At 71.7% G+C, this 15,701-nt stretch carries 13 protein-coding genes; 2 read left to right on the forward strand and 11 right to left on the reverse strand.

Features of this window, described 5'->3' with window-relative positions:
• Positions 1-5: 5 nt before the first annotated feature.
• From ACIQM0_RS03485 to ACIQM0_RS03510, 6 genes are all read right to left on the reverse strand, one after another.
• Positions 6-1,037, reverse strand: coding sequence for a LacI family DNA-binding transcriptional regulator (locus ACIQM0_RS03485; protein ID WP_401283098.1), 1,032 nt, complete (start codon positions 1,035-1,037; stop codon positions 6-8).
• Positions 1,038-1,330: 293 nt separating this feature from the next.
• Complete coding sequence (locus ACIQM0_RS03490; RefSeq protein WP_401283100.1) at positions 1,331-2,791, reverse strand: GH1 family beta-glucosidase; 1,461 nt, start codon at positions 2,789-2,791, stop codon at positions 1,331-1,333.
• 121 nt (positions 2,792-2,912) lie between these two features.
• A complete protein-coding gene (locus ACIQM0_RS03495) occupies positions 2,913-3,833 on the reverse strand; it encodes a carbohydrate ABC transporter permease (protein WP_401283102.1) in 921 nt (306 codons plus the stop codon).
• 15 nt (positions 3,834-3,848) lie between these two features.
• On the reverse strand, positions 3,849-4,847 hold the full coding sequence (locus ACIQM0_RS03500; RefSeq protein ID WP_401283104.1) for a carbohydrate ABC transporter permease: 999 nt from the start codon (positions 4,845-4,847) through the stop codon (positions 3,849-3,851).
• A 188-nt stretch (positions 4,848-5,035) separates the two neighbouring features.
• Positions 5,036-6,361 carry an ABC transporter substrate-binding protein gene (locus ACIQM0_RS03505; protein WP_401283106.1) on the reverse strand — a complete coding sequence of 442 codons (1,326 nt, stop codon included), beginning with the start codon at positions 6,359-6,361 and terminating at the stop codon, positions 5,036-5,038.
• Between the two features lie 553 nt (positions 6,362-6,914).
• Positions 6,915-7,616, reverse strand: coding sequence for a FadR/GntR family transcriptional regulator (locus ACIQM0_RS03510; protein WP_401283108.1), 702 nt, complete (start codon positions 7,614-7,616; stop codon positions 6,915-6,917).
• A 166-nt stretch (positions 7,617-7,782) separates the two neighbouring features.
• On the opposite strand from ACIQM0_RS03510, the gene ACIQM0_RS03515 reads away from it, so the two are divergent.
• The gene (locus ACIQM0_RS03515) at positions 7,783-9,558 is read left to right on the forward strand and encodes a 2-isopropylmalate synthase (protein WP_401283110.1); all 1,776 of its coding nucleotides are present in this window, start codon (positions 7,783-7,785) and stop codon (positions 9,556-9,558) included.
• A 95-nt stretch (positions 9,559-9,653) separates the two neighbouring features.
• On the opposite strand, the gene ACIQM0_RS03520 is transcribed toward ACIQM0_RS03515, so the two are convergent.
• The 3 genes from ACIQM0_RS03520 to ACIQM0_RS03530 form a co-directional block, all read right to left on the reverse strand.
• On the reverse strand, positions 9,654-11,108 hold the full coding sequence (locus ACIQM0_RS03520) for a cellulose binding domain-containing protein (RefSeq protein ID WP_401283111.1): 1,455 nt from the start codon (positions 11,106-11,108) through the stop codon (positions 9,654-9,656).
• A 129-nt stretch (positions 11,109-11,237) separates the two neighbouring features.
• Positions 11,238-12,680, reverse strand: a complete 1,443-nt coding sequence (locus ACIQM0_RS03525; protein WP_401283113.1) for a sensor histidine kinase — start codon at positions 12,678-12,680, stop codon at positions 11,238-11,240.
• A complete protein-coding gene (locus ACIQM0_RS03530; RefSeq protein ID WP_401283115.1) occupies positions 12,677-13,387 on the reverse strand; it encodes a response regulator transcription factor in 711 nt (236 codons plus the stop codon). The genes ACIQM0_RS03525 and ACIQM0_RS03530 overlap by 4 nt, the downstream gene beginning before the upstream one ends.
• A gap of 90 nt (positions 13,388-13,477) precedes the next feature.
• Here ACIQM0_RS03530 and ACIQM0_RS03535 point away from each other — a divergent pair, with 90 nt between their 5' ends.
• Positions 13,478-14,026, forward strand: coding sequence for a hypothetical protein (locus tag ACIQM0_RS03535; RefSeq protein ID WP_401283117.1), 549 nt, complete (start codon positions 13,478-13,480; stop codon positions 14,024-14,026).
• 63 nt (positions 14,027-14,089) lie between these two features.
• Here ACIQM0_RS03535 and ACIQM0_RS03540 read toward each other — a convergent pair whose 3' ends face one another.
• Entirely contained in the window at positions 14,090-15,013 is a 924-nt protein-coding gene (locus ACIQM0_RS03540; RefSeq protein WP_401283119.1) for a spermidine synthase, read from the reverse strand.
• A 97-nt stretch (positions 15,014-15,110) separates the two neighbouring features.
• On the reverse strand, positions 15,111-15,581 hold the full coding sequence (locus tag ACIQM0_RS03545; protein WP_401283121.1) for a hypothetical protein: 471 nt from the start codon (positions 15,579-15,581) through the stop codon (positions 15,111-15,113).
• Between the last annotated feature and the right edge of the window lie 120 nt (positions 15,582-15,701).

A 15,701-nucleotide genomic window follows, 5' to 3' on the forward strand; every position in this document is an offset into this window, starting at 1 on the left:
CCGCCTCACGACGAGTCCCGGACCACCAGTTCCGTCGGGAGCACGATCTGCGGCCGGTCGTCGCTCTTGCCCGCGATCATGTCGAGGAGCACCCGGGTCATCGTGCGCCCCATCTCCTCGATCGGCTGCCGCACGCTCGTCAGCGCGGGGTCCATGTGGCGGGCCACGGCCGAGTCGTCGAAGCCGATGAGGGCCACGTCGTCCGGGATCCTCCGGCCGGCCTCGCGGAGCACCTGGCGGGCTCCTGCGGCCATCAGGTCGGACGCGGCGAAGACCGCGTCCACGTCCGGGCGGCGGTCGAGCAGTTCGCGCATGGCCCGGACGCCGCCCTCCTCGGAGAAGTCGGCGAGGGCGATCAGCCGCTCGTCCGGTTCGAGACCGGCCTCGGAGACCGCCTTGCGGTACCCGTCCAGGCGCCGCTGGGAGGCGTAGACGTCCAGCCGCCCGGTGATGGTGGCGATCGAGCGGCGGCCCCGGGAGGCGAGGTGCTCGACGGCGCTGCGGGCACCCTCGAAGTTGTCGGAGTCGACCGAGGGCAGCGGCTCCGTGGCGGACCTGCGGCCGTTCATCACGGCGGGCATGCCCAGCTGCTCCAGCAGGTCGGGCAGCGGGTCGTCGGCGTGCACCGAGACCAGCAGCACGCCGTCCACGCGGTGCGCGGTCAGGTACTGGGCCAGCCTGCGGCGTTCGCGGTCGCTGCCGACGAGGGTGAGCAGCAGTTGCATCTCGGTGTCGGCCAGCGCCGCGCCGACCCCGCGGACGATGTCGGAGAAGTAGGGCTCCGCGAAGAAGCGGCTCTCCGACTCCGGCACCACGAGCGCGATGGCGTCCGTACGGTTCCCGGCCAGGGCGCGGGCGGCGCGGTTGGGTACGTAGCCCAGTTCGGCGACGGCCGCCTCCACCGCCTCCCGGGTGTGCGCGCTGACCCGCGGTGAGCCGTTGATGACCCGTGAGGCCGTGCCCCGCCCCACTCCCGCCCGTGCCGCGACTTCCTCTAGCGTGGGCCGGCCCCCGCTCCGTACTCGCGCTGCCGTCATGGCTGCCTCCCGTTCGCGGTCAATTTCTCACAGTCGGATAACCAAACCAAGTCCTGGTGTTGGCTCTCTTGACACTCGACGGGACCGGTCGGCCGCTCCCCCGCCCCCACCGTGGGAGCGCTCCCACTCTACGCGCGTGGTCAAGCGGAACACGCGGGACGGGGGCGCGGCCGCGCGCGGCCGGTGTCCGGACATGGCTGAGACCCGGCACGGGGCCGGGTCTCAGGGGTGGCACCTGGTCGGGCGGTGCCGGTCAACCTCCGCCAGGTCAGCGGGTGTTGACCGGCCTCACCTCAGGAAGGGCCGGTCGGCGGCAGGGCGTGGTGCCGGATCACGTCGGCGTACCAGTGGGCGCTCGCCTTGGGGATGCGGCGCTGGGAGGCGTAGTCGACGTACACGGTGCCGAAGCGCTTCGAATAGCCGTACGCCCACTCGAAGTTGTCCATCAGCGACCACAGGAAGTAGCCGCGGACGTCGGCGCCGTCGGCCACCGCGCGCTGCACGGCGTCCAGGTGGCCGTGCAGGTACGCGATCCGCTCGGGGTCCTCCACCCGGCCCTCGGGCGAGACGTAGTCCTCGAACGCCGCGCCGTTCTCGGTGACCATCAGCGGCATCTCCGGGTGGTCCCGGCTGGTGTCCATGAGCAGGTTGTACAGCCCGTCCGGGTCGATCGCCCAGTTCATCGCGGTGCGCTGCTTGCCCTCCGCGAGGTGGAAGGCGACGTGCTCTGAGCCGGGCCACGGGGAGTAGTCGCTGGCGCCGTGACCGTCGTTGCGGAAGCTGCCTGCCCCCTTGTCGGGGGTGGAGACCAGCGTCGGCGTGTAGTAGTTGACGCCGAGGACGTCGATCGGGCGGGAGATGGCGGCCAGGTCGCCGTCCTGGACGAGCGTCGACCAGTCCACCAGGTGGCGGGTGTCTGCGATCAGGTCCTCGGGGTACTCGCCGCGCAGCATCGGGCCGGTGAAGATCCGGTTGCCCACCGCGTCGATCCGGCGGGCCGCGTCGGCGTCGGCCGCGCTCGTGGTGAGCGGGCGGACCTGGTGGAGGTTGAGGGTGACCGAGGTCTGCGCGGCAGCGGGGAGTTGACCGCGCAGGACCTCGATCGCCCGGCCATGGGCGAGGTTGAGGTGATGGGCCGCCCGCAGGGCGGAGGCGGGCTCGGTGCGGCCGGGGGCGTGCACACCGGAGCCGTATCCGAGGAAGGCCGAGCACCACGGCTCGTTGAAGGTGGTCCACGTCGTGACGCGGTCACCGAGGGCTCCGGCCATGATCGCGGCGTAGTCGGCGAACCGGTCGGTGGTCACCCGCTGCGGCCAGCCGCCGGCGTCCTCCAGCTCCTGGGGCAGGTCCCAGTGGTAGAGGGTGGCCACCGGGGCGATGCCGGCTTCGAGCAGCTCGTCGACGAGCTTGCGGTAGAAGTCCAGGCCGCGTTCGACGGCGGGGCCGCGCCCGGTGGGCTGCACCCGGGACCAGGAGATGGAGAAACGGTACGCCTTCAGTCCGAGCCGCTTCATCAGCGCGACGTCGTCGCGGTAGAGGTGGTAGTGATCGGCGGCGATGTCGCCGGTGTCGCCGTTGCGGACCTTGCCCGGCGTACGGCTGAAGGTGTCCCAGATGGAGGGGGTGCGGCCGTCCTCGGCCGCGGCGCCCTCGACCTGGTAGGCGGCGGTGGCCGCCCCCCAGACGAAGCCTGTCGGGAATCTCGTTGCCTCGGGCGCCTGCTTCGGGGCGATGTCGGGTCGTACAGCAGTCATGCGGGAGCGCTCCCAGGTGTGGACGGACAGGGGCAGGGGGGAGGTGGAACTCCGGAGCCCGTACGGCCCGCGGTCGGGTACGGGCCGTACGGGGCTTCCGGAGACGGAAGTCGACGGGGTGTCAGCCCTTGACGGCGCCGGACATGATCCCGCCGACGATCCGCTTTCCGAAGAGCACGAACACCACGAGCAGCGGCAGCGTGCTGATCAGCGCGCCGGCCATCACGATGCTCTGGTCGGGGGTGTAGGAGGCGCTCAGCTGGCCGAGGGCCACCTGGAGCGTGGGGTTCTGCTGGTTCAGTGCGAGGTAGGGCCAGAAGAAGTCGTTCCACGCCTGGACGAAGGTGAGCATGCCGAGCACCATCATCGCGGGGCGGGCCACCGGGAGGACGATGCTCAGCACGATGCGGAAGTTGTTCGCTCCGTCGATCTTGGCGGCCTCGATCAGCTCGTACGGGAGCGCCTCGCTCAGGTACTGCCGCATGAAGAACACGCCGAACGCGCTGACCAGGGTCGGGAAGATCACCGACTCCAGGCTTCCGCCCCAGCCGAGGTCGGCCATCATCATGAACAGCGGGACCACGCTGAGCTGCGGCGGGATCGTCAGGGTCATGATGACGCCGGTCATCAGGGCACCACGGCCGCGGAACCGCATCTTGGCGAAGGCGTAGCCGGCCAGGGTGCAGAAGAAGAGCGTCGCCGCCGTGATGCAGGAGGAGACGATGAAGGTGTTGACGATCGCCTTGCCCAGGTGGGCCTGGTTCCAGGCGGCGTCGAGGTTGTGCATCAGCCGGCCGCCCGGCAGGAACGGCGGGGTGGAGGCCAGTACTTCGTCCTGGGTGTGGGACGCGGCCACCAGGGTCCAGTACAGCGGGAGCAGTGAGCCGATGCCGACGACGGCCAGCGCGATGTAGGCGAACGGGCCGCCCTGCAGCTGCTTGCCCGCGCCGGGCTTGAAGCGGCTCGCGCGCTTCGGCGTGCGGTGTGGGGTGCGTGCCGGGAGGCCGAGCTCCGGCACTTGGGTGGGGCTGGTCATGGTCATGGAATTCGCTCCCGGTCAGACCGCGGATTTGCGTACGAAGCGGCCGAAGAGCCAGTTGACCGCGGCGATGATCAGCAGGAGGGCGAGCATCGCCCAGGCCACTGCGGCGGCCGGACCGAGATGCCCCAGGTTCCAGCCGTAGTTGTAGAGGTAGATGCTGAGGGTCTCGTACTGATTCTCGTTTCCGCCGGTCGCGCCGAGCGTGCCGCCCTCCAGGAGCAGGGGCTCACCGAACAGCTGCATGGAACCGATGGTCGAGATGACGATCGTGAAGAGGATCGTGGGCCGCAGCGAGGGGATGGTCACCTTGCGGAACTGCTGCCAGCGCGAGGCGCCGTCGAGCGAGGCGGCCTCGTACAGGTCGGTGGGCACGGCCTGCATTGCCGCCAGGTAGATCAGGGTGTTGTAGCCGGTCCAGCGCCAGATGACGATGACCGAGATGGCGATCTTGGACGTCCAGTGCCCGTTGGCCCAGTTGGTGTCACCGAGGCCGACGAAGTGCAGCACCCAGTTCAGCAGGCCGCCGTCGGCCCGGAAGACGAGGGCGAAGACGAGGGCCGCGGAGGCCACCGAGGTGGCGTACGGGGTGAGGATGATCGTCCGCCAGAAGGTGCTGGCGCGGAGCTTGTAGTTCAGCAGATGGGCCAGACCCAGTGCGACGAGCAGCTGCGGGACCGTCGACATGACACCGATCAGGAAGGTGTTGCTGACGGCGGTCCAGAACTCCGCGTCGTGCAGGATCGTGTCGAAGTTGCCCCAGCCGACCCATTCCATCTGGTCCAGCCCGGTCATCTCGACCCGGTGCAGGGCGATCCACCCGGTGTAGATCAGCGGATAGAGCCCGAAGGCGCCGAAGATGAGGAAGAACGGGGCTATGTAGGCGTACGGCGACGCCTTGTCGTCGAACCGCCAGATCCGGCTCCGCCACGTCTGGCGACGGGCGTTCACCGGCTTCTTCTGGGAGCCGCGCGGTGGCGGGGCGTATGCGTCCCGGGTGGGAGTCGAGGTGGCCACGGGCGGGAGTCCTTCCCTGGATTGCTTGGTTGCCCGGGTACGGGGGGCGCTGTCCGCGGTGGGCTTGCGCGGGGTGGCCGGGAGGTTCCCGGCCACCCCGCGCAAGCCCGCCGGGAGACGGGCCGCGCCCGCGCGGGACGGGGACACGCAGGCGCGGGCGGCCCGGGGGCCGCCCGCTGCTGCGACTGTCAGCCGATCACCTTGTCAATGGCCTTGGTCGCTGCCTCCCACGCCGCGTCCGGCTTGGTGCCACGCTGCTCCATGTTGTTGATCTGCGTGGAGATGCTGTCCTTGATGGCGGCGTCCTTCGGGCCGAGAACGGTCTCGGGGATGGACTTGGCCTCGTCGGCGTAGATCTGGCCGATCGGGGCGTCGTTGAAGTACGGGAGCGTGCCGTTCTTCACGTCGGGCAGGTCGTACGCGCCCTTGTTGGACGGGAAGACACCGATCGCCTTGAAGACGGCGGCCTGCTGCTCGGGGGCGGTCAGCCACTTGACGAGCTTGCCGGCCTCGTCGACGTTCTTGCCGGACTTCGGCACACCGAGGAAGGAGCCGCCCCAGTTGGCCGTGGTCTTGCCGGGGGCGGTGGTGATGTCCCACTTGCCCTTGTTGCCGTCACCCGCGGCGAGCGAGATCTGACCGGCCATCCAGGCGGGGCAGACCACGGTGGCCATGGTGCCCTTGCGCAGGGCGGCCTTCCACGGGTCGCCGAACTGGGCGAGGCCCTGGGTCAGCTTCTTGTCCGCCGCCTCCGCGGAGAGGTCCCAGCCCTGCTTGACGCTGGGGCTGTCCTTGTAGATCGGCTTGCCGGACTCGTCGTAGTACTGCTTCGCGTTCGAGCTGACCACGGCGTTGAACATCGCGCTGGCGGAGTCCATGAAGTACGTGCCCGCGGGCGCCTTCTTCTTGAACTCCTCGCCGAGCTTGAGGTAGTCCTCCCAGCCACCGGCGATCTTGGCGGCGACGTCCTCGCGGTCGGTCGGCAGACCGGCCTTCTTGAAGAGCTCTGTGTTGTAGCAGAGCGACATCGGGCCGATGTCGGTGCCCGCGCCGATCACCTTGCCGTCCTTGGTGGTGGCCTGCTTCTCCTTCCAGGACACCCACTCGTTGACGTCGATCACCTTGCTGAGGTCGGCGAACTGGTCCGCCTTGGTGTCGACGATCTCCTTGATCCGGCCGACCTCGAGACCCTGGACGTCGGCCAGTCCGCTGCCCGAGTTCAGCTGCTGGAGCAGCTTCGGGTAGTACTTCTGCTCTTCGGCGGTGGTGTCTTCCTTCACCGTGATGTTCGGGTGCAGCTCGTGGTACTTGTCGAAGAGGCCGGCTTCCTTGTAGCCGAACTGCCCGTAGTCGGCGACGGTCAGCGTGATCTTCCCGTTCGCATCGGAGCTCGTGTCCGATGAGTCCGAGTCGCTGCTGCAGCCGGTCAGCATCAGGGCCGAGGCTGTCAGGCCCGTGGTGACCAGAACCGCGGCTTTGCGGCTTCGGCCGGCGACGGTGCGGGTGATACGCATTCCACTACTCCTTGTTCCAGGGTGGGACTGGCGTTCTGACTGCGTGACATACGCGCTGGTGGGTGCGGGTGCCAGGTGGTTCAGGGGGGAGGACACGGGCAGTGCCGTTCGCACGAGAAATCCTCCTGCGATGTGGGAGCGCTCCCATGCGTCGATGTCGGAAGGTTCCTGCCTGGGAGGGGTGGGTGTCAAGACTTGAAGACGCTTCCGTTGCGCGAGCGTGTCCTGCAAGTCACGAGACCGTGTCCGGCCAAAGGCTTGCCAAAGCGCGTGGACAGGGGATGCGGAATCCTTCATTCCCGAATTCCCGCAGGTGACAGGCTTGTTGGGGCAGGATCGCGCCGTCGGCGCCGGGAAGCGGCGATGACCTCTCCGGTTTTCCGCCGCCCCCCGGAAACACCCTCCGCCACCCCCGATTCCCCCCGGACCGCCCGCCGGAAGGTGAACGGGAGAACGCGCTACGGGGGCACCGGGGAGCGCTCCCGTGTTCTTTCCCCGAACCCGGGGGCCCGGATCCCGCCGTGGGCACGGTGCGGAACTCCCCCGCGGCGGGTCAGGTGGTACGCAGGCGGGCCAGGGTCTGTTCCAGCTCCGCCTCTGCGGCCCGGCCCGCCGATTCGGCGTCGCCCGCCACGACCGCGGTGACCAGGGCCCGGTGTGCCGCGTCACCGTGGTGCGGGTCGTCGCGGCGCAGGCCGGTCAGCTCCACCAGGTCGATGAGCGCCTGCCGGAGCACGGGGACGAACTCACCGAAGAGATCGGTGAGTACGGGGTTGTGGGCGGCCGCCACCACGGCCCGGTGCAGGGCGATGTCCGCGTCCACGAACCCGTCGTCCGGCCCGGCGCCCGCGGCCCGCCGCGCCGTGAGGGCCGCGTCCAGGGCGGCGAGGTCCTCGTCGGTGCGGCGCCGGGCGGCCAGCCGGGCGGCCTGGACCTCGATCAGCATGCGCACCTCGTGGACGTCGGCGACCGCGGCCCGGCGCAGCCGGACCGGCCAGTCCTGCGCCGCGTGGTCCGCGATGACGAAGACCCCGGCCCCCTGGCGGGACTGGAGCAGGCCGAGCGCGGCGAGGGTGCGGACCGCCTCGCGGACGGTGGAGCGGCCCACGCCCAGCGTCTTGGCGAGGGTGGTCTCGCCGGGGATCTTCGTGCCGACCGGCCAGTGCCCCTCGGTGATCTGCGCGCGCAGATGGCTCGTGGCCTGTTCGACCAGGGGGCTGGGGCGGAGCGGGCCGAGCGAGGACACGGGATTCACCTGTCAGGTTGTCTGAGGACTTGGTTTCTGGCTACTGTACCGATCATGACGTACCGCGGTCTCCTTCTTCTCGGCTGCCGCGGCGGGGCCTGAAGCGATCGGCACCCCGCCGCGGGGTGCCGTGCTGTGCCGGTCGCGTCCCGCGATGCGAGAAGAGACCGCGTTCATGTCCGAGTTCACGTCCGACGTGCTGTCCCCGATGCACAGCTTCCCCACGATCTGCACTCCGCGCGGGCCCGTACCCGAGGCCGCGCCCCACTGGAACCGGCAGCGCTCCAGCTCGATGCCGTCCCACCGCTACCGTTCCGCCTTCGACCGCGTCGGCATCCCGCTGACCGGGCGCACCTGGCCGCAGGCCCGGATCGAACGGGCCCCGCTCTGGGTGCCCGTCGATCTGCGGGACGGCAACCAGGCGCTGGCCGAGCCGATGGACACCCCGCGCAAGCGCCGGATGTTCGATCTGCTGGTCGCGATGGGGTTCAAGGAGATCGAGGTCGGCTACCCGTCCGCGAGCCGCACCGACTTCGACTTCGTCCGGCACCTGGCGACGAGCGGGGCCGTGCCGGACGACGTGACGGTGGTCGTCTTCACCCCGGCCAAGGCGGATCTGATCGAGCGGACCTTCGAGTCCGTCGCGGGTCTGGACCGGGTCGTCGTCCACCTCTACATCCCGACCGCCCCCGTCTGGCGGGACGTCGTCCTGGGACGCGACCGGGCCGAGGTGCACGGCGTGGTGCTGGACGCCGCGCGGCAGATGGAGCGGCTGGCGCGGGCCAGGCCCGGGGCGGACATCCGGTTCGAGTTCTCGCCCGAGGTCTTCATCCTGACCGAGCCGGACTTCGTACTGGAGATCTGCAACAGCCTCACCGAGGTCTGGGACGCCTCCCCGGACCGGCCGGTGATCCACAACCTGCCGGCCACGGTGGAGATCGCGACGCCCAACGTGTACGCGGACCAGATCGAGTACATGCACCGCCATCTGGACCGGCGCGGCTCGGTGATCCTCTCCGTCCACCCGCACAACGACCGGGGTACGGGGGTGGCGTGCGCGGAGCTCGCGGTGCTGGCGGGGGCGCAGCGGGTGGAGGGGTGCCTGTTCGGCAACGGGGAGCGCACCGGCAACGTCGACCTGGTCAACCTGGCGCTGAACCTGCACGCCCAGGGCGTCGATCCGATGATCGACTTCTCGGACATCGACGAGATCCGCCGCACGGTCGAGCACTGCAACCGGCTGCCGGTGCCGCCGCGCCATCCGTACGGCGGCGACCTGGTGTACACCGCGTTCTCCGGCACCCACCAGGACGCGATCAGCAAGGGCTTCGCCCACCACGAGAGCAGCGGCTCCGAGGTGTGGTCGGTGCCCTACCTGCCGATCGACCCGGCGGATGTGGGGCGTACCTACGAGGCGGTCATCCGGGTCAACAGCCAGTCCGGCAAGGGCGGCATCGCCCATCTGCTGCGCAGCAGCCACGGCGTGGACCTGCCGGCCCGGATGCGGGCGGACTTCTCCCGTACGGTGCAGAACGCGACGGACGACAGCGGTCTGGAGGCCACGCCGAAGGACCTGTGGGAGCTGTTCGAGGCGACGTATCTGGTCCCCGGGCGGGACGGTTCGATCGCCCTGACGTCCTGGTCGGCGGAGCTCGATCCGGCCGGTGGCCACCGGTTCGTCTGCACGCTGCGGGTGGACGGGCGCGAGGGCGACTACGAGGGCACGGGCAGCGGCACGGTGGCCGCGTTCACGGACGCGCTGGCGACCGCGGGGGTGGAGGTCACGCTCCTCGACTTCTCGGAGCACGGGACGGACGCGGCGTGGTCGACGGTGACGTCGTACGTGGAGTGCCGGGTCGGCGGTGAGGTGCGCTGGGGGGCGGGCCAGGACGCCTCCGCCCTCGCGTCGTCGGTGGCGGCGGTCCTGTCCGCGGTGAACCGGGCCCGGTAGCCCGCCCGCCGCGGTCCCCGCCCGCGGGAATGGGGGCGCACCCCGGCCGGAGGTGGGGGGAGTGGGGACCGGCCGGGATGCGCGGGGGGTGGTGGCTACTCGTAGGCGCCGAACGCCTTGGTGAAGGCGAGCGGCTCCTGCGCGATCGAGCTGCACGAGGCGTCGGCGGACGGCTTCGCGCCGCCCTCGCACTCCTTGTCCCGGGTGCCCGACCACATGGCGAGCCAGGCGAGGCCCTTCTCCTGGGCGAACCCGACCAGTTGCGTGGCGTCCTCGACCTTGAAGATCTCGGTGCTGACGTCGTTCACGCCGATCATCGGGGTGACCGCGACGGCCTTCCAGGCGTCCGCGTCGGAGAGCCCGAGCACGCCCTTGATCTGGGCCTGGGTGGCGGTGGCCGCCTGGATCGCGTACGTGCCCATGTCGCCGCTGTACGAGGCGCCGTAGTCCATCGCCATGATGTTGACCGCCCCGACGTCCACGCCGTTCTTCTGCGCGTCGGCGACCAGGTCCACACCGGGCTGGGTCAGGCCCTCGGGCATCACCGGCAGGGTGAAGGAGACGTCCAGGCCGGGGTGGGACTTCTGGAGCTGGGCGATGGCACGGGAGCGGCGGGAGTTGGCCGCGGTGTCGGGCAGCGCGCCGCCCTCGATGTCGAAGTCGGCCTTGGTCAGCTTGTACGCGTCGACGACCTTGCCGTAGGCCGCGGCCAGTTCGTCGGCCGAGGTGCAGTTCAGTGCCAGCTCGGAGCCGGACGCGCCGCCGAAGGAGACCCGGACGTCGCCGCCCGCCGCGCGCAGGCCGTCGATCTGGGAGGCGACCTGGTCGTCGCCGAGGCCGGTGACACCGCCCCAGAGCGGGGCGCAGCCGCCGCCGGAGGTGATGAAGGCGAGGGTGAACTGCTTGACGCCGGTCTTGGTGGCGGTGCCGGTCAGGTCGAAGGCGGGGTGGAGCGAGGTGTCGACGTACGGGGCGAAGCCCGCCCCGCTCGCGGTGCCGCCGCTGCCCGCGTCCGTCTTGGTGGGGGTGGGTGTGGGGGTCCCGGCCGGCGGGTCCGTGGGAGTGGGGGTCGCGGACCCGGTGGGGCGGCCGCTGGGCTCGGGGGTGGCTCCGGTGTCGACGGAGCAGGTGGCGTCGTCGATGAGGCAGCCGGTGGGGTCGGCCGCCTTGTCGTCCGAGCTGGTGACGAAGCCGACGGTGACGGACGTGCCGGGGGCCAGCTCCTTGTCCCAGCTCGCCGGTGTGACGGTGACGTGGCTGCCGCTGACGGTGTGCTCGCCGTTCCACAGCGAGCTCAGCCTCGTGCCCGCGGGCAGGTCGAACTCCAGGGTCCAGCCGGACTTCGCCTTGTCCGTGTCGTTGGTGACGACGTACTGCCCGGTGTATCCGCCCGTCCAGCCGCTGGTCCTGGTGTAGGCGGCGCCGACGGAGGACGCCTGGGCCGTGCCGGTGAGGGCGAAGACCGTTCCGCCGATCACGGCCGCGGCGACGACCGCGCCGATCGCCTTGGTCCTGGTGCTCGCCGTGCGCCGGTGCGTGCTGGTGCCCATCGCGTTCCTGCCTCGCCATACGGAAGTGGGGGATGCGAGAGCACGCTAGCGACACCGAATCCGGCACATGCCGCATTCGGGACCCGCGTCGATGTTCTTAGGGTGGGCTTAAGGAGCGCATCGGCCGGTCTAAAGGTTCGGGCCCGTTCCGGAGCGGAACCGGGGCCCCGCGTTCCGCCGGGTCACCGCCCGCCGCCGCCGTCCGACCCGGTGCCCGCGCCCCTTCGGCCGCTGCCCGCCGAGCCCGATCCAGATGCGCACCTCCGTGCCGCCGAGCACCGAGCGCCCGATCCGCACATCGCCGCCGGTGGACTCCGCGACCCGGCGGACGATGTCGAGGCCCAGCCCGGTCGAGCCCACCGCGTCCTTCGCACCGCCGCCGCTGCCGCCGCGCGCCAGGGCGGCCCTGGGGTCCGCGATGCCGCCGCCGGCGTCCGAGACCAGCACGATCACCGCGTCACCGCTGTGGTGCACGTCCACGGCGAAGGCGGTGCCCTCCGGGGTGTGCCGGAAGACGTTGCCCAGCAACGCGTCGATGGCCGCGGCCAGTTCGGGGCGGGCCACCGGAATGCGTACCGTACGGTCCACTCCCGCGAGGCGCACCTCGCGGCCCTCGTCCTCGGCCAGCGCCGACCAGAAGTCCATGCGGGCGCGGATCACCTCGGAGGCGTCGCAGCCGGCTCCCGGACCGCCGCCCTGCCCCTGGGTCTGCGGGCGCTGCTCCCGGGCGGTCCTGATGATCGTGTCGACCTCGCGCTCCAACTGCTCGACGGCCGCCCGGGTCTGCTCGGCGGCCGGGCCCTCGCCGAGCGAGGCGGCGTTGAGCCGGAGGACGGTGAGCGGGGTGCGCAGCCGGTGCGAGAGGTCGGCGGCCAGCTCCCGTTCGTTGGCGAGGAGCTGGACGACCTGGTCGGCCATGGAGTTGAACGCGACGGCGGCGGAGCGCAGTTCGGTCGGCCCCTCCTCCGGCACCCGGGTCCCGAGCCGCCCCTCCCCCAGGTCGTGCGCGGCCCCCGCGAGCCGCCGGGCGGGCTCCACCATGCGGACGCCGAGCCGGTCGGCCACGGCGACCGAGCCGACGATCAGCGCGATGCCGACGCCCGCCAGCATCAGCCAGGCGGTGGCGACGCCGTTGGAGACCTCGTCCTGGGGCACGAACACCTCGACGACGGCGATGCCCCCGGAGCCGAGTGCGGTGGGCTGGAGCAGCGCGGAGCCGCCGGGCACCTCGGTGATGGAGGCGCGCCCCGACTCCCGTACGGTCTCCAGGTCCTCGCGGGTGGCGCGCCGGCTGCCGATCTCCACCGCCCGGCTGTCGGCCTCGCCGGCCGCGGGAATGTGGACGGCCATCCGGCCGGCGGCGCCGGGCTCCGTGGTGAGCACGGCCGTTTCGAGTTCGGCGCGGTCGGTGGTGATGGAGAGGGTGGGGCCGATCATCGCGGCCTGCCGTTCGGCGTCGGAGAAGGCGCGGTCGCGGGCCATCTCCTTGACGACGAGGCCGAGGGGTACGGCGAAGGCGACCACGACCATCGCGGTGACGGCCAGGCACACCTTGACCAGCGCCCATCTCATGCGGGCCGCTCCGGGGGCGCGGCGGGCGGCTGCAGTTTCACGCCGACGCCGCGCAGGGTGTGCAGGTAGCGGGGCCGGGCGGCCGTCTCGCCCAGTTTCCGGCGGAGCCAGGAGAGATGGACGTCGATGGTCTGGTCGTCCCCGTAGGACTGCTGCCAGACCTCGGCGAGGAGTTCCTTGCGCGCGACGACGACGCCCGGCCGGCCGGCCAGGAAGGTCAGCAGGTCGAACTCCCGCCGGGTCAGGTCGAGGTCCGCGCCGTCGAGTTCGGCCCGGCGCCGCAGCGGGTCTATGGAGAGCCCGCCGACCCGGATGACGCGCGGGGAGGCCGCCCGGCCCTCCGCGGCCCGCGAGCGGCGCAGCACGGCGGCCATCCGCGCGGCGAGGTGCTCCACGGAGAACGGCTTGGTCAGGTAGTCGTCCGCGCCGTCGTTGAGCAGCCGGACGATCTCGCTCTCGTCGTCGCGCGCGGTCGCGATGATGACGGGCACGTCGGTGATGCCGCGCAGCATCTTCAGTGCCTCCGACCCGTCGAGATCGGGCAGCCCGAGATCGAGGATGACCACGTCGAACCGGAAGTGGGCGACCTCGCGCAGCGCTTCGAGCGCGGTGCCGACACTCCGTACCGTGTGGGAGGCCTCGGTCAGGTGCCGGATGAGGGCGGAACGTACGAACTGGTCGTCCTCGACCACGAGCACACTTGGCATGGGCGGCACCGTACGCCATCCGGCATCCCCGGGTCCGCCCGGTGGCGGTAGTGGGGACACCGGGCGGGCCGGTGGTGCAGGATGTGCCGGATGCACCGAGGACTCGTACACGCGCTCGCGTGGTCGCTCGCCACCGGCGCGGCGGTCACGCTGTCGTGGTGGGGGGTGCGCGCCGTGATGGCGGGGACGGCGTACGACCCGCCGCGCGCGGTGCCGATCTCCGCGAGCGCCCGGGGCGGTCCGGCGGGCACGGAGACGCTGTCGTCCTCGACGCACCGCCCGGAGCCGTCCCCGTCGCCCAGCAGCACGCGCCCTGCCGCCCCGAAGCCGTCCGTCGTCTCCTCCCCCTCGCGGTCGCACGCCTCCGCGCGCCCGTCTCCGTCCGCACCCCCGCCCTCGCCCTCCGCCACTCCCTCGGGCACGGCGAAGGGCTACTCGACGGACGGCGGGCGGGTCGTCTTCGAGCAGGGCGCGGACAGCGCGAAGCTGGTGTCGGCGACACCGGAGCCGGGCTGGTCGATGCGGGTCTGGACGAACTCGACCTGGATCCGGGTGAACTTCGCCCAGGACGACGGCACGACGGTCTCGGTGTTCTGCACCTGGAACGACCATCCGCCGCAGGTCGACATCGTGAGGTGACCGTGGAGTTGCAGCCCGCCCGGCGGTCACCCGACCGCTTCTCAACCGCTTCCCGGCAGCCTCTCAGTCGAAGGCCGAGGGGGGCGGCGGCGGTGAGGGCCGGGCGTCGGCGTCGTGCACCGCGGCCGCGCCGCCGGTGAAGTCGGCGAGGGCCCGCCCGTGTTCGACGCGCCCCGGGTGCGGATCGGTCGCCACCCGGCGGGTCAGCTCCGCGACCTTCGGCTTCACGTCAGAGGCGAGCAGTACGGCGTTGCCGAAGCGGCGGCCGCGGAACACGGTCGGGTCGGCGGCGAGCGCGAGTTCGGGGAAGACCGTGGCGGCGGTGGCGATCTGGCCGCGCAGATGGGCGAGCGGGGGGCCGTCCGCGAGGTTGGCCACGTAGGTCCCGCCGGGTTTCAGGACGCGGCGCACCTCGGCGAGGAATTCGGTGCTGGTGAGGTGGGCGGGGGTCCGGGCCCCGCTGAAGACATCGGCGATGACCAGGTCGGCCCAGCCGTCCTGGATCTTCCCGAGCCCGGCGCGGGCGTCGGTGGCGCGGACCCTGATCCTGGCCTGCGGGTCCAGCGGCAGTTCCCGGCGCACCAGTTGCACGAGGGCCGCGTCCACCTCGACGATCTGCTGGGTGGAGCGGGGGCGGGTCGCGGCGATGTAGCGGGCGAGCGTGAAGGCCCCGCCGCCCAGGTGCACGACGTGCAGCGGCTGCCCTGCGGGCGCGGCCAGATCGGCGATGTGGCCGATCCTGCGCTGGTACTCGAAGGAGAGGTACGCCGGGTCGTCGAGGTCCACGTGGGACTGCGGCGCACCGTCGATCGTCAGCGTCCAGGCGTTCCTGCGCTCCCGGTCGGGCACCAGCTCGGCGAGGCCGCCGTCCACCGGCTCGGAGACGTTGCCGGGGCGCTCGGCGCCGCGTGCCGCCTTGCGGTCGGTCCTGCGGTCCCCGCTCTGCTTGCGGCTCCCCGCTCCGCCGGCCGCTCCTCGACGTGCCACTGCCGCTCGTACCTGCTCACTGCTCATCGGGTCCGGGACCGGCCGGGACCGGCCGGGACGGGCGGTCGTGCTGACCCGCCCTGCGGCCATTATGAGCTCAGCGGCAGTTGTCCGCCGCCTCGATCAGCCGGGCGGCCTGGTCGAGTGCGGCCCGCAGCACGGCCGGGTCGGTGACCGAGGTGTCGTCGCCGGGCGGCAGCAGCCAGCCGCTCCCGGAGACGGGCGGCTCGGCGGGGATGCGCAGCCCGCGGCCGTTGGTCTGCGTACAGGCACTGCCCGGTACGTCCCAGGCCTCTGCGGTGCCGGGCGGCACCAGGAAGCCGAGGGTGGCGCACTGGCCGTCGTGGAGGACCGGGCCGACGGCCTCCTGGTCGGCGCCGCGGCGCAGGATGTCCACCGCCTCCAGGCCCTGACGGGCGGGGACGGTCACCAGGTCGCAGGGTTCCCCGCCGGGGGGCGGGCCCGGCGGGACGGGCACCTCTGTGGGTGCCACGGGGCCGGTCGTCGCGGTCGTCGCGGCCGTCGTCGCGGTCGTCCGCGAGCCGGTCGCCAGGTCGAGATGCAACAAGGGACCTCTCCTCTCATCGCCGGGCGGAGCCGGACTCCGTCGCCACATGGAGCAACGCGCCGACCACGTCAAGGGCTACGGGCCCACACCGCTGCAAAGGGTGGCAGTTCATGGCGGATC

Source organism: Streptomyces sp. NPDC091387 (assembly GCF_044756945.1).
Classification (GTDB): domain Bacteria; phylum Actinomycetota; class Actinomycetes; order Streptomycetales; family Streptomycetaceae; genus Streptomyces.

Excerpts from the sequence above, each read along its gene's own strand:
- ACIQM0_RS03520 (WP_401283111.1), bottom strand. The coding sequence starts at position 11,108 with ATGGGCACCAGCACGCACCGGCGCACGGCGAGCACCAGGACCAAGGCG.
- ACIQM0_RS03485 (WP_401283098.1), bottom strand. The coding sequence starts at position 1,037 with ATGACGGCAGCGCGAGTACGGAGCGGGGGCCGGCCCACGCTAGAGGAA.
- ACIQM0_RS03530 (WP_401283115.1), bottom strand. The coding sequence starts at position 13,387 with ATGCCAAGTGTGCTCGTGGTCGAGGACGACCAGTTCGTACGTTCCGCC.
- ACIQM0_RS03505 (WP_401283106.1), bottom strand. The coding sequence starts at position 6,361 with ATGCGTATCACCCGCACCGTCGCCGGCCGAAGCCGCAAAGCCGCGGTT.
- ACIQM0_RS03490 (WP_401283100.1), bottom strand. The coding sequence starts at position 2,791 with ATGACTGCTGTACGACCCGACATCGCCCCGAAGCAGGCGCCCGAGGCA.
- ACIQM0_RS03515 (WP_401283110.1), top strand. The coding sequence starts at position 7,783 with ATGTCCGAGTTCACGTCCGACGTGCTGTCCCCGATGCACAGCTTCCCC.
- ACIQM0_RS03525 (WP_401283113.1), bottom strand. The coding sequence starts at position 12,680 with ATGAGATGGGCGCTGGTCAAGGTGTGCCTGGCCGTCACCGCGATGGTC.
- ACIQM0_RS03495 (WP_401283102.1), bottom strand. The coding sequence starts at position 3,833 with ATGACCATGACCAGCCCCACCCAAGTGCCGGAGCTCGGCCTCCCGGCA.
- ACIQM0_RS03535 (WP_401283117.1), top strand. The coding sequence starts at position 13,478 with ATGCACCGAGGACTCGTACACGCGCTCGCGTGGTCGCTCGCCACCGGC.